Raw genomic sequence first — 12,579 nt, 5'->3', positions numbered from 1 at the left:
GGTAGGTCGTAATGACCCTTCGTGTGACGAACACCCTCACCGGTGAGCGCGAGGCGTTCGAGCCACAGGATCCCGACTCGGTTCTGCTCTACTACTGTGGCCTGACGACCTCGGACCCGGCCCATCTGGGCCACGCTCGCGGGTGGGTCCACGTCGACGTGATGCACCGCTGGCTCGAACACCTGGGCTACGACGTCCGTCACGTCGAGAACTTCACCGACGTCAACGAGAAGATCGTCGCCCGCGTCGGCGAGGACGGAGCGAGCGAAGCCGCGGTCGCCGAACACTACGTCGGTCAGACCATTCGGGACATGCGCTCGCTCAATCTCCTGCGGACGGAGGTGTACCCACGCGTCTCCGAGCACGTCCCCGAGATCATCGACCTCGTCGAGACGTTAGTCGAGAAGGGCTACGCATACGAGGTCAACGGGTCGGTGTACTTCGACGTCACCGAGTTCGAGGACTACGGGAAACTCTCGAACCAGGACGTCGAGGAACTGGACTCGCAGGGCGACCCCGACGAGCGCTCGGACAAGCGCAACCCGGCCGACTTCGCACTCTGGAAAGCCGACGGCGTCAGCGAAGGGGACATCGCCGAACACCAGCACGAGGAGGCCGCACCGGCCGAAGAAGCTTGCGAGACCGCCCAGACCTGGGACTCGCCGTGGGGCGAGGGCCGCCCCGGCTGGCACATCGAGTGCTCGGCGATGAGCATGACACACCTCGACGACACCATCGACATCCACGTCGGCGGCCAGGACCTGGTTTTTCCCCACCACGAGAACGAGATCGCCCAGAGCGAGGCCGCCACGGGCGAGACGTTCGCCCGCTACTGGCTCCACGTCCGCCTGCTCGAAACCAAAGGCGAGAAGATGTCCTCCTCGCTGGGGAACTTCTTCACCGTCGCGGAGTTCGTCGCCGAGCACGGCGCCAACGTCGCCCGCACGTTCCTGCTCTCGACGGCCTACGCCAACAGCGCCGTCTACAGCGAAGAGACCGTCCAGGAAGCCACCGAACGCTGGGAGCGTCTCGAACGCGGCTACCAGCGGGCCGTCGAGGCGGCGGACAGCGTCGACGCACACACGAAAGTCCCCGACGACCCCCTCAGAGCGGGCGTCGAGACCGCCCGTTCGGACTTCGAGACGGCGATGAACGACGACTTCAACACCCGCGAAGCGATGACGGCGCTGCTCGATCTGGCCGGAGCTGTCAACCGTCACGTCGACGAGCACGACGAGTACGATTACGTCGGGCTTCGACGCGCGATCGAGACGTTCGAGGCGTTCGGCGAGGGCGTCCTCGGACTCTCGTTCGGTGGCGACACCGACGGTGACGTTCGAGTCGCACAGGAACTCGCCGATCTCGTGCTCTCGGTCCGCGAATCAGAGCGCGAGGCCGGCAACTACGAGCGGGCGGACGACCTCCGGGACGAACTCGAAGCCCTCGGCATCACGGTCGAGGACACCGACGACGGACCGGTCGCCCGCTTTTGAGCGGCGGATTTCCCGCCCTGCACTGCTACAACAATTGAGAATCGGGAGCTTATTTTTATTAGTTGGTGGGACTGACACCCCGATAGTTATCGATGAGCCGGGAGCAAGACCGTCCTGCGTCGATCTGCGTGACGAACGCGAAAGGCGGGACGGGGAAAACGACAGTCGCTATCAACATCGCGGGCGCGCTCAACGAGCGTGGCCACGACGTGTTGTTCGTCGATCTGGACCCGCAGGGGAACGCAACCGAAGGGCTCGGGTTGGTCGATGCCTACGACAGGGACCCGCCGACCCTGTTCGACGTCCTGACCGACGCCACGCAGCGGGACGTGATCCGTGACGTCATCGTCTCCCACGAGGAGATGGACGTGCTCCCCAGCCACTTCGAGTTGCTGGAGGCCGAACACGAACTGACGCTCGCCGACGCGATGGCGACGATCGAGTCCGATCCCGCTATCGACGCCGACCCGTCGGCGCTGTCGGCACTGACGAACGTCGTCACGCCGGAGACTATCGCCGGGTCGGAACCGATGGACCACCTCGACCGAGCCCTCGACGTGGTGGCCGACGACTACGACTACGTCATCGTCGACTCGCCCCCGTTCTACGGCCAGTTGACCGACACGGCCATCTACGCGACGCGGAACGTTCTCATCCCGGCGCTGACCGAGGCGACGTCCGAGCGCGCCATCGAACTCCTGTTCGACCAGGTGGCCGCCCTCGAAGACCGGACCGGCATCTCCGTCTCGGAAGTCGGCGTCGTCGCCAACCGGGTCGAATCGACGAACGAGGACGAGGAGATGCTCGAGTGGTTCGAGGCCGTGTTCTCGGACGTGCCGGTGTGGCAGGTCCGCAAACGCGTCGCGCTGCAGCGGGCGTTCTCCCAGGGCAACTCCGTGTTCGCCTACGACGCGAACGTCGACATGACCGACGTCTTCCTGGACATCGCGGCAGACCTCGACGAGCAGTTCGGCTTCGTCGAGGAGGTGACAGCATGACTGATGAGGACACTGACGACAACGACCGGATGAATCGGGCGGATCGACTACGAGAAATGCGCGAGGGACGTCGCCGTGGCCGATCCCGCGATGGCGACACAGACGAACGTCCCACGGCGGACGGTGCCGGTGAAACCGACGACACCGAGACGGAATCCGACGAGGCGACTGAGACGTCCGACCGTGGCAGCGAATCGGAGATGGCCTCGGAGGACCAACCGGTAGACGACGCGACGACCTCAACCGAGCCCGAATCCACGGCCGCCGACTCAACCAACGGCCAGGAGACGGAACCTGCACCCTCGGCCGCCGACTCAACCAACGGCCAGGAGACGGAAACTGAGGACGACGGGTCCGGCGTCGAGGAGAGCGGCTTCGAGTTCGACGACTCGCCCGAGAAGGCGGTCGCCCACGACGAGAAAGCCGAGAAAACGGACGTCGACGCGCCGGCCGTGGCCGACGACGCGGCGGAGCCACAGACGGGCGTCGCCCAGACGGTCAGCACGACCGACGCGTCGTCTGCTGTCGACAACCTGAACGCCGGTAACACGTTCGCCATTCCGGACCAGGCGACGACAGTCACCGAGGAGGACGACCAGTCCACGCTCGACGGCGCCGAACAGAGCGTCGCGGCGGCCCGCGCCGCGGCGGCGTCTCGCGGGACTGCCCACGTCGGCGCTCGCACCCGCGTACTGGAGTTCGAACTCGGCGACGAGCGGTTCTGTCTCGACATCGACTACATCGAAGAGATCGTCGAACTGGAGAACATGACTCGCGTCCCCAACTCTCCCTCGTTCGTCGAGGGCGTCGTCGACCTCCGCGGTCAGGTGACGACCATCATCAATCCGAAGGACGCGCTCGAAGTCGAGGAGGAAGTCGGCGGCAGCCTCATCATCGTCTTCGACTCCGAGGAAGTCGGCGATCAGGGCCATCTCGGCTGGGTCGTCGACGAAGTCCGGCAGGTCACGCCGGTGTCGGACGACGAGGTCAACGACTCGCCCGACGAGGACGCCGAATACATCAACGGCATCATCAACCGCGAAGACGAGGACGACTTCGTCGTCTGGACGACGCCCGAGCTCGCGTTGAACTCCTCGTAACGGTGGCCTTCTCGAACCCAGACACTCTCCTGTGATCGCTGTACTCTCCGTTTCACTATGACCTTCGTTGTTCCATTCGACGGCTCGCCGCTGTCCGAGGCGGCACTGGCCCGCGCCGGCGAGTTCCACGGCCGATTCGACGAGTCGGTCGTCGCCGTGAGCGTCATCCCGAAACGGAACGCGGAGTTCGCCAGAACCAACGCCGGGCTGAACGCGGACAGTCCGCCAGAGACCGACGCCGTCGCGGCGCGCCTCCGCTCGAAGGCGACCCGAATCGTCCCCGACGCAAAGTTCCACTACGAGGTCGTCGGGAAGTACGCACAGGTCAGCTCGATCGCCAACCGCCTCCGACGCGTCGCCCGCCGACTCGACGCGACGATGGTGTTCATCGGCAGCGAGAACGCCGGGCAGGTGGTCAACTCCCTCTCCAGCGTCGGCAGTAGCATCGCCGCCGATACGGCCTACGACGTGGTCATCATCAGACACACTGGCGGCTGACCGACTCGCTGGACGCACCGTCGTCAGTCTCTGCCTGTCGCGGGTTCATTCGTTTGGGTTTTCGCCGCCCACGATCCGGTCGTCGGAGTCGCCGGGCTCCCCGTCTCTCGGCTGGGCCTCGCTGGTGGTCTCTCCTGTGAGTCCGAACTCTTCGCGAACCAGATCGACTGCCTGGTGGACGGTTCCCACCGAGGAGAGATACCCGGCACCGACGGTCGTCTTCAGTGCCACTGCTGCGGATCCCGTGAGGACGGCGGACCCGACCTGTGCGACGGCGCCGTTCCCGATCGAGACCAGCCAGCCGGGCGAGTCGAACGTGAAGTTCGCCAGCCTCGGCTCGAAGCCGCGCCGGTCGGTCCGGTCGTACTCGACGAGTCGCTCGACGTTGTCGGCCGCGACGCGGGCCGCACGGACTGCCGATTGGGCGCTGGCTGGCACGGCTTCTCCGTCGGCGTCGACGATCCGCGCCGCATCGCCGACGACGAACGTGTCGTCGACGAGTCGGAGATGGCTCCTGACGATTGGACGCTCGCCGTCCAGTGCCGTCGGTCCGCGAATCCCGCCGGTCCAGATTAACTGGTCGTAGGCGACGGTCGAGCCGTCTGTGAGACGGACGGCGGCGTCTGTTGCCTCCGTGACCGTCGCGTTCGTCTGCACGACCACGTCGCGTGCGACCAGTTCGTCGTGGACGGCGGACTGGAACCGTTCGGGGAAGTTCGGTGCGACGGCGGCTTTCTGTTCGAGCAGTCGAATCTCCACGTCGCCCGCGACGCCCTCCTCCCGGGCGAGCGCGGCCAGTTCGCCGGCAGTCTGGATGCCGGACAGTCCCGCACCACCGACGACGACCTGTGCCGTGTCGTCGCCCGTGGCGACGTCGAGGAAGTCGGCTCGAATCCGCGCTGCGTCTTCGAGTCGTTTCAGCGGCGTCGCATGGGATTGCAGCCCGGGGAGGTCGTAGAAGGCGGTTTCGGCACCGAGACAGACTGCCCCCACGTCGTAGGTGAGCGTCTCGCCGTCGGCGAGCGTCGCGACGCCGGCGTCGCTTTCGACGTCGGTGACCCGTGCCCGTCGTACGTCGGCACGGTCGAGCACCTCCGTGAGTGGGATCCGTAGGTCGTCGGCGATCGCCGGCCGGCGAATCGCGCGATGGATTTCGTGCTGGACGAGGTGATACTCGTCCTCGTCGACGACGACGAGTTCCACGTCGGGCGGTAGCGTCCGTTCCAGGCGACGCGCGAGGGTGAGACCGGCGTACCCAGCTCCGAAGACGGCGATTCGCATACCGGAGTATGGGGCTGGGCCGTGGTAAAGACCGCCGTCGCTCAGAACAGTGCCTGACTCTCGTCTAGGATCTGTGAGGGACCGCCGACTGTCCAGGTGCGGGTGTCGACGCCGCAGTCGGCGATGGCACCCTCGACGCGGTCGACGTAGTCGGCCGTCGTGTTCACGTAGACGCTGGCGCCGGTGTCGACCGAGAAGTACACCGGTACGTCTTCCTCGCGGAGTTCCCGGACGGTGTTGAACACCTCGAGCGTGCGGGGCTGCCAGTACACCCAGCCGGCCGGTCCGGTCATCGTCGTCGCCGCGAGCGAGAGTGAATCGTGCTCGGCCAGCTCGAAGGTGCGGTCGAAGTCGCCCGCGCGGAGCGCGTCGCGCATCTCGGCGATCTGCCCGTGGATGTGGGCCATCCGCGCCTCGAACATGTGGCTGTCCGCTGCTTCCTTGTGAGCCTCTTCGGTCTCCTTGTAGGCCGGCACCTCCGCGCCGACGATGCGGAGATCGTCCTCCAGGTCAGTCTCGATGCGCTCGGAGCGGCAGTCCTCGTCGTTGAGGCCCGTGCGGAGATGTGAGAACGCGCCGGTGACGGCGCGTGCCGCAGACGACGATCCGCGGCGTGCGACAGCTGAAATCTCCGGGAGGGACATGTCCAGCCCCGCTGCCTCGACGAGGGCGCGCGCTGCCGCCGCGAACCCCGACGACGAGGAGCCGAAGCCGATGTTCGTCGGGAAGTTGTTCTCGGACTCGAAGCGAACGTGGTGATCGATGCCGGCGAGGTCTCGGACGTGATCCACGACTGCCTCGATTCGCTCTGCTCCCCGACCGGTGACCTGTTCGCCGTCGATGACGTAGCGGTCGGCGGTGAGCGACGGGTCGAACTCGGCGGTGGTCTTCGAGTGACTCGGTGCGGTACAGACGCTGATCGAGTCGTGATACGGGAGTCGCAACTCCTCGTCGCGCATCCCGTGATACTTGACCAGCCCCTGGATGGGGTGAGCCTTCGCGGTCGCTTTCATACCTCCCGCTCGGAGCCACCGGGACTTCTAAGTACCTCTTCTCTCGTCCCGAAACCGGTGACCTGTCAGCGTCTCTGGGTTGCCTCTCTGCTCCCGACCGCCAATTCGGCCACGCAGCCAGTCACGGCTGGTCGCTGTCACACTCACGACACTCACTGCGACCACTGTCATCGGTGTAACCTGGTTACAGGTATGTCGCCAATAATATATGTGTCCGCAGGACCGACAAGATACTACGATGTCTCTGACAGACGAAGACCGCAAACTCGACGACGAAGTCGCCGCGCACCGCACGCCCGAACACGACGTCGATCCGTTGTTCGTGAACCGGTGGTCGCCGCGTGCGATGACGGGCGAACCGCTGGCCGAAGCGGAGTTCCTGCCGCTGTTCGAGGCCGCCCGCTGGGCGCCGTCGGCGTTCAACAACCAGCACTGGCGGTTCGTGTACGCGACGCGTGACGACGACGAGTGGGAGACGTTCGTCGATCTGCTGACCGAGAACAACCAGGCGTGGGCGACTGACGCGAGCGTCCTCGTGGCGATCTTCTCGAAGACGACCTTCGAGCACAACGGCGAACCTGCACTCACCCACTCCTTCGACACGGGTGCAGCGTGGCAGAACCTGGCTCTGGAGGGGACGCGACGCGACCTCGCGCTGCACCCGATGGCCGGGTTCGACTGGGAGCGCATCCACGACGCCCTCGGCGTCCCCGAAGATGAGTTCGATGCGGAAGCGATGGTGGCCATCGGCAAGCAGGCCGCCACGGACACCCTCCCCGAGGAACTGCAGGAACGCGAGGTACCGAGCGACCGGAAGCCGCTCGCCGACATCGTCTCTCACGGCTCGTTCGAGTAGCTACTTTTCCGCCACGTCGACACTTGCCTGTTCCACGCCCGCGGTGCTCCTTCACGGGAGTCATTTCGACGACTCGCGGCTTTCCAGACTTTCTGAACGAGGTGCCGAGCCAACGCTCCGGCCGAGTACTGCGACTTCGCTGCCGCTGTGAGCGTTCGAGTCGGGCAGAAAAACGAATCGCGTGTTCGGTGGTTAGAACAGCATCGCGGCGGCGTCGGTCGCCGTGCTGGAGACGGGACCGAACGCGACCAGCAGCAGGAACGTCATGACGCCGGCGGCGACGACCGCGGCGTACAGGCCCGTCGGGTACGAGGAGACCTCGAAGCTCCCGTCGGGTTCCTCGATCCACATCGCCTTGACGACCCGCGAGTAGTAGAACAGCGACAGCGCGCTGTTGACGATGAGCGCCGCGGCCAGCAGCCACGCGCTCGCGCTCGTCGCCGCGACCAGCAGGGCGTACTTCGAGAAGAAGCCGCCGCCGATCGGGAGCCCGGCGAGGCTAAAGAGGAAGATGGTCATCGCGGTACAGGCGATCGGTGCCTGCTTGGCGAGTCCGTTGTAGTCCTCGAAGGTGCGCCCGACACCCCAGTACTCGGCGAGTGCGATGAACAGGAACGCGCCCGTGTTCATGAAGCCGTAGACGAACAGGTGCATCATGCTGGCTCCGAGCGCGAAGCTCTGGTCAGCAGCACCCGAGAGCACGGCCAGCCCGATCAGCGCGTAGCCGGCGTGTCCGATCGAGGAATACGCCAGCATGCGCTTGACCTTGTCCTGCGTTGCAGCCGCGAAGTTCCCGAGCGTCATCGTCACCACTGCCAGGACCGTAAAGGCCAGGCCCCAGTCGATGGCGACGCCGGCGACCGCTTCGATCGGGAACGCGACGGTGAACACGCGGAACGCCAGGACGAACCCGGCGGCCTTCGAGGCCGACGAGAGGAAGCCCGAGATCGGTGCGGGTGCGCCTTCGTAGGCCTCCGGCGCCCAGAAGTGGAACGGGACGGAGGCGGTCTTGTAGGCGACGCCGCCGACGATCATCAGGATGCCGACGCCGAGGATGCCGGGGTCGAGCAACTCGCCAGCCGTGATGACGCTCGCGATGGCCGGCAGTTTCAGGACGCCGGTCGCGGCGTACACCAGACTGATCCCGTACGCGAAGACGGCCGAGGACAGCGCGCCGATGAGGAAGTACTTCAGGCCCGCCTCGACGCTCCCGCGGTTGTTCTTGAGGAACGCGACGAGCGCGAACGAGGGCAGGCTCGCGAGTTCGAGGCTCACGAACGCCGTGGCGAGGCTGTTGGCCGAAGCCATCAGGCTCATCCCCGTCGCAGCGAGCATCACGAGCGCGTAGTACTCGGCCTCGTAATCGTGCCCTTTCAGGTAGTCGTAGCTCGCGACGGTGACGAGCGCTGCCACGCTCGCGAAGATGAACGTGAAGAACAGGCTCATCCCGTCGACGACGAGTGCCCCGCTGAACTGGACGATCGCACCGCCGGTGCGTTCCATGCCGGTCCCAGCGACGAGGAACCAGCCGGTGATCACAAGCGCAACCAGCGAGCCGAGGCTCGCGATTCCGGCCAGCAGGCCCGGCGCGCTCGAATCTGGGTCGATACTGTCCACCACGAGCAGCACCAGCGCCGTCAGTCCGAGGGCGAGGGTGGGTGCCAGCGACGTCCACAGCGGCAGCGGCGCGCCGGATTGTAGCGGAATCATTTAGGCACCACCTCCCAGCATCGGCGTAATCGCATCTTGGATCATCGTGTAGAACAGGTCCGGTGCGACACCGAGCGCGATGACGAGCAGGAGCAGGACGATCAGTGGTGCGACGTCCTGGAACGGCGCGCGTCCGACCTCGTAGTCAGTTTCGAGCCGGAACGGCCCGAACAGCGTCTTCTGCATCGCCCGCAGCAGGTAGCCGGCCACGATCACGATACCGAACATCCCGATACCGGTGAACAGCGGTGCGGCCTGGATGACCTCGGAGTGGAACGAACCGAGGAACACGAGCACCTCACCGACGAATCCGGACATGAGCGGCAGGCCCATGTACCCGAACGCCGCGGCGACGAACACGCCGGCGGTGACGGGCATCCGGTCGGCCATCCCGGACATGTCGCCGATCATCCGCGTGTGCGTCTCGTTGTAGATGACGCCGACCGTCATGAACATCAGCCCGGAGATCAGCCCGTGGCTGACCATCTGGAACGTCGCGCCGCCGACGCCGTGTGGCGTGAAGGCGACGAGGCCCAGGATGACGTATCCCATCGACGAGATGGAGGAGTACGCGACGATCCGCTTTAAGTCCTGCTGGGCCAGCGCCAGCATCGCCCCGTAGATGATGCTCACGACGCCGAAGATGGCGATGATCTCCGCGTTGGCCTTCGCCACGTCGGCGAGCATCGTGAAGTTGAACCGCAACAGTGCGTAGGTCCCCATCTTCAGCAGGACGCCGGCCAGGAGCACCGACACCGGGGTCGGTGCTTCGACGTGGGCGTCCGGCAGCCACGTGTGGAACGGAACGACGGGCACCTTGACCGCGAATCCGCCGAACATGGCGATGAACGCCAGGAGCTTCAGCATGCCCGGCTCGATGCCGGCCAGCGAACTGAGCTGGCCGTCGTTCAGTGCCTGGGCGATTTCGGGCAGGCCCAGCGACGTGATCGAGTCGCCGAGGCCGAAGACGAGGGCGAAAAAGCCCACGAACATCACCAGGCTCGCCACGTTCGTGTAGACGAAGAACTTGATGGCGGCGTACTTCCGGCGCGGGCCGCCCCAGACGCCGATCAGCAGGTACATCGGCACGAGGACTGCCTCCCAGAAGACGAACCAGAGGAAAAAGTCCAGTGCGGCGAACACGCCGATGAGGCTCGCCTCCATGAAGAGGACGAGGCCGTAGAACTGGGACTCCCGCTCGTCGATGGGCGTCCACGCGCTGACGATCGCGAGCGTGGTCAGGATGGTGGTCAGCACGATCAGCGGCATGCTGACGCCGTCGAGGCCCACGTGCCAGTTGATCGTGTAGGCACCGAACGAGATCCACTCGGCCATCGTCTCGAAGGCGAGTTCGCCGCCCAGCAGCGCGTTGCCCGAGCCGTCGAAGATGCTGTACATCCAGAGGCTCAGCACGGCCGGGACGACGCTGAGTGCTGCTGCGAACTTGCCGGCGTACTCGTCGGGTGCGAGCATCACGAGCACCGACGACAGCAGTGCCGTGACGAAGAGGAGTTCGACCAGCATCTAGAACCACCCCCCGACGATGCCGAACGCGACAAGCAACAGCGTCAGTCCGAGCGTCAGGAGTGCGGCGTAGTTGCTGACGACACCGGTCTGGATACGGCGGACGCGGTCGCCCGAGAACAGGCTCACGCTACTGATGCCGTTGACGACGCCGTCGATGATTCCCTGGTCGAAGCGGTCGGCTGCACGAGCCAGCGGCAGCGTAAAGCCCTGTGCCAGCCAGACCTGGTACTCGTCCTGGTAGTAGTTGTGCATGAGTATCGTCTTCACACCTCCGAGTTTGTTCGTGTGCTCGGTGGGTTCCGGCCCGCTGTACAGCATCCAGGCCAGCCCTGCACCGAACAGCGCCAGGCCCAGCGAGACGGCGGCCGATGCTAGCATCGTACCGAGTTCGCCGAGCGGGTAGGCCGCGGAGACGCCCGCGACTTCTTCGAGCACCACTTCGTAGTGGTGCAGTCCAGTGCCGAACTCATCGGCGACGAGTTCAGATCCGCCGAGCCACGTGTGCAGGAAGTCGATGTGTGCACCCGTGATCTTCGCGACCGGGGCCATGTTGATGAACCCGATCGTCGCTGCCAGAATCCCGAGAACGGCGAGTGGAACCTTGACGTTCCAGCGCACGCCGTGTGGGTCCTCTGCGGTGTCGGACCGCGGCTCACCGTGGAACGTGAGCAGGACCATCCGGAAGGTGTAGAACCCGGTGAAGAACACCGCCAGCAGACCCATCGCCCACGCGGCGAGGAACAGCGGGTTTCCGCCAAGCCCGTGGATGAGCGCCTCGAACAGCACTTCGTCTTTGGACCAGAAGCCCGAGAACGGGACGATGCCAGCGAGTGCGAGCGATCCGGAGAGGAACGCGTAGTAGGTCACGGGCATCTTCTCTTTCAGGCCGCCCATGTCCCACATGTTCTCGTTGTGGTGCATCGCGATGATGACCGACCCTGCGCCGAGGAAGAGGAGGGCTTTGAACACGGCGTGGGTCGTCAGGTGGAACACAGCAGCGATGTAGCCACCCGAACCCAGCGCGAGCATGATGTACCCGTACTGGGAGATGGTGGAGTACGCCAGCACCTGCTTGATCTCCTGTTTGACGACGCCCATCGTCGCGGCGACGAGCGCCGTGAACCCGCCCGTCAGCGCGATGATCGCGAGCGCCGTCGGCGACAGCGCGTAGAACCCGTACATGCGCGCGACGAGATAGACGCCGGCCGCGACCATCGTCGCCGCGTGAATGAGCGCGGAGACGGGGGTCGGACCTTCCATCGCGTCGGGCAGCCACGTGTGCAGCGGGAACTGCGCGGACTTGCCGATCACACCGCCCAGTACGAGCACGCCCAGGATCGTGATCCACTCCTGAGCACCGAACGGCACGAGGCTGAGCATCTCGCTCGCGGCCTCGGGCGTCTCTCCGCCCGTGAGCATCTGTTCGGCCATGTGCGGGAAGCTGTGGAGCGTCGTCCCGTCGCCGTGGACGCTCGCGAACAGCCCCGTGCCGAAGGTCGCGAAGATGCCGACGACGCCGATCAGGAAGAAGAAGTCACCGAAGCGGGTGACCAGGAACGCCTTCTTCGCTGCGCTCGGCGGGCCGTCCTCGCGGAACCAGAAGCCGATGAGCAGGAACGAACACAGGCCCACCAGCTCGAAGAACATGAACGCCATCAGGATGTTGTCCGAGAACACGAAGGCGAGCATGCTGAAGCTGAACAGCGAGAGGGAGGCGTAGTAGCGTGCCAGCCCCGTCTCGCCCTCGTCGTTCATGTATCCGAGCGAGAAGATGAACACGAGCAGTGCGATCAACGAGACGATGACCAGCATGAGCGCCGACAGGGGATCGATGTACACGCCCAGATGCAGGTCGAACGTGTTGATCCCGGACACCCAGTGCCAGATCGTCGCGTGATGGGCCGTTTCACCGGGAAGGATCCCGGCGACGGTCAGTAGGGTCGCAATCGAAATCGCCAGCGAGCCGGCGAGCGCGAAGATGCCGGCTAATGCACCTCCCTTGGGCATGTAACGCCCGAACAGCAGCGAGATCAGGAAGGAGACGAACGGGAGTGCCGCTATCGCGGGCACGAACGCGTACGCGGTGAGTGTTTCTCCTGCCAT

The 12,579-nt window shown here is 65.3% G+C and carries 10 protein-coding genes; 5 read left to right on the top strand and 5 right to left on the bottom strand.

Going from position 1 to position 12,579, the window contains the following annotated elements:
• Positions 1–11 precede the first annotated feature (11 nt).
• The 4 genes from cysS (at position 12) to MU553_RS02015 (ending at position 4,089) form a co-directional block, all read left to right on the top strand.
• A complete protein-coding gene (gene cysS, locus MU553_RS02030) occupies positions 12–1,493 on the top strand; it encodes a cysteine--tRNA ligase (protein WP_247374276.1) in 1,482 nt (493 codons plus the stop codon).
• Positions 1,494–1,585: 92 nt separating this feature from the next.
• The gene (locus tag MU553_RS02025; protein ID WP_247374274.1) at positions 1,586–2,491 is read left to right on the top strand and encodes a ParA family protein; all 906 of its coding nucleotides are present in this window, start codon (positions 1,586–1,588) and stop codon (positions 2,489–2,491) included.
• Positions 2,488–3,591: a chemotaxis protein CheW gene (locus MU553_RS02020; protein ID WP_247374272.1), complete on the top strand. Its 1,104-nt coding sequence runs from the start codon at positions 2,488–2,490 to the stop codon at positions 3,589–3,591. Before MU553_RS02025 ends, MU553_RS02020 begins: the two co-directional genes overlap by 4 nt.
• 57 nt (positions 3,592–3,648) lie before the next feature.
• Positions 3,649–4,089 carry a universal stress protein gene (locus MU553_RS02015; protein ID WP_247374269.1) on the top strand — a complete coding sequence of 147 codons (441 nt, stop codon included), beginning with the start codon at positions 3,649–3,651 and terminating at the stop codon, positions 4,087–4,089.
• A 45-nt stretch (positions 4,090–4,134) separates the two neighbouring features.
• On the opposite strand, the gene MU553_RS02010 is transcribed toward MU553_RS02015, so the two are convergent.
• Together MU553_RS02010 and mvaD are read right to left on the bottom strand one after the other, a co-directional pair.
• On the bottom strand, positions 4,135–5,370 hold the full coding sequence (locus MU553_RS02010; RefSeq protein WP_247374267.1) for an NAD(P)/FAD-dependent oxidoreductase: 1,236 nt from the start codon (positions 5,368–5,370) through the stop codon (positions 4,135–4,137).
• A gap of 41 nt (positions 5,371–5,411) precedes the next feature.
• Positions 5,412–6,383: a phosphomevalonate decarboxylase MvaD gene (gene mvaD, locus MU553_RS02005; RefSeq protein WP_247374264.1), complete on the bottom strand. Its 972-nt coding sequence runs from the start codon at positions 6,381–6,383 to the stop codon at positions 5,412–5,414.
• 238 nt (positions 6,384–6,621) lie between these two features.
• On the opposite strand from mvaD, the gene MU553_RS02000 reads away from it, so the two are divergent.
• The gene (locus MU553_RS02000; RefSeq protein WP_247374252.1) at positions 6,622–7,239 is read left to right on the top strand and encodes a nitroreductase family protein; all 618 of its coding nucleotides are present in this window, start codon (positions 6,622–6,624) and stop codon (positions 7,237–7,239) included.
• 192 nt (positions 7,240–7,431) lie between these two features.
• Here MU553_RS02000 and MU553_RS01995 read toward each other — a convergent pair whose 3' ends face one another.
• The 3 genes from MU553_RS01995 to nuoL are packed head-to-tail and all read right to left on the bottom strand — an operon-like array spanning position 7,432 to position 12,579.
• Positions 7,432–8,949: an NADH-quinone oxidoreductase subunit N gene (locus tag MU553_RS01995; RefSeq protein WP_247374250.1), complete on the bottom strand. Its 1,518-nt coding sequence runs from the start codon at positions 8,947–8,949 to the stop codon at positions 7,432–7,434.
• Positions 8,950–10,473: a complex I subunit 4 family protein gene (locus tag MU553_RS01990; protein WP_247374248.1), complete on the bottom strand. Its 1,524-nt coding sequence runs from the start codon at positions 10,471–10,473 to the stop codon at positions 8,950–8,952. It abuts the gene before it with no gap.
• Positions 10,474–12,579, bottom strand: a complete 2,106-nt coding sequence (nuoL, locus tag MU553_RS01985) for an NADH-quinone oxidoreductase subunit L (protein ID WP_247374245.1) — start codon at positions 12,577–12,579, stop codon at positions 10,474–10,476.

The sequence above is a fragment of the Halorientalis brevis genome (assembly GCF_023077655.1).
The sequence above is the reverse complement of the archived record's forward strand: the minus strand, read 5'-3'. Positions and strand labels throughout refer to the sequence as shown.

What these genes read in the sequence shown, in the direction of transcription:
- cysS (WP_247374276.1), top strand. Translation starts at nt 12, where the DNA reads ATGACCCTTCGTGTGACGAACACCCTCACCGGTGAGCGCGAGGCGTTC.
- MU553_RS02025 (WP_247374274.1), top strand. Translation starts at nt 1,586, where the DNA reads ATGAGCCGGGAGCAAGACCGTCCTGCGTCGATCTGCGTGACGAACGCG.
- MU553_RS02020 (WP_247374272.1), top strand. Translation starts at nt 2,488, where the DNA reads ATGACTGATGAGGACACTGACGACAACGACCGGATGAATCGGGCGGAT.
- MU553_RS02015 (WP_247374269.1), top strand. Translation starts at nt 3,649, where the DNA reads ATGACCTTCGTTGTTCCATTCGACGGCTCGCCGCTGTCCGAGGCGGCA.
- MU553_RS02010 (WP_247374267.1), bottom strand. Translation starts at nt 5,370, where the DNA reads ATGCGAATCGCCGTCTTCGGAGCTGGGTACGCCGGTCTCACCCTCGCG.
- mvaD (WP_247374264.1), bottom strand. Translation starts at nt 6,383, where the DNA reads ATGAAAGCGACCGCGAAGGCTCACCCCATCCAGGGGCTGGTCAAGTAT.
- MU553_RS02000 (WP_247374252.1), top strand. Translation starts at nt 6,622, where the DNA reads ATGTCTCTGACAGACGAAGACCGCAAACTCGACGACGAAGTCGCCGCG.
- MU553_RS01995 (WP_247374250.1), bottom strand. Translation starts at nt 8,949, where the DNA reads ATGATTCCGCTACAATCCGGCGCGCCGCTGCCGCTGTGGACGTCGCTG.
- MU553_RS01990 (WP_247374248.1), bottom strand. Translation starts at nt 10,473, where the DNA reads ATGCTGGTCGAACTCCTCTTCGTCACGGCACTGCTGTCGTCGGTGCTC.
- nuoL (WP_247374245.1), bottom strand. Translation starts at nt 12,579, where the DNA reads ATGGCAGGAGAAACACTCACCGCGTACGCGTTCGTGCCCGCGATAGCG.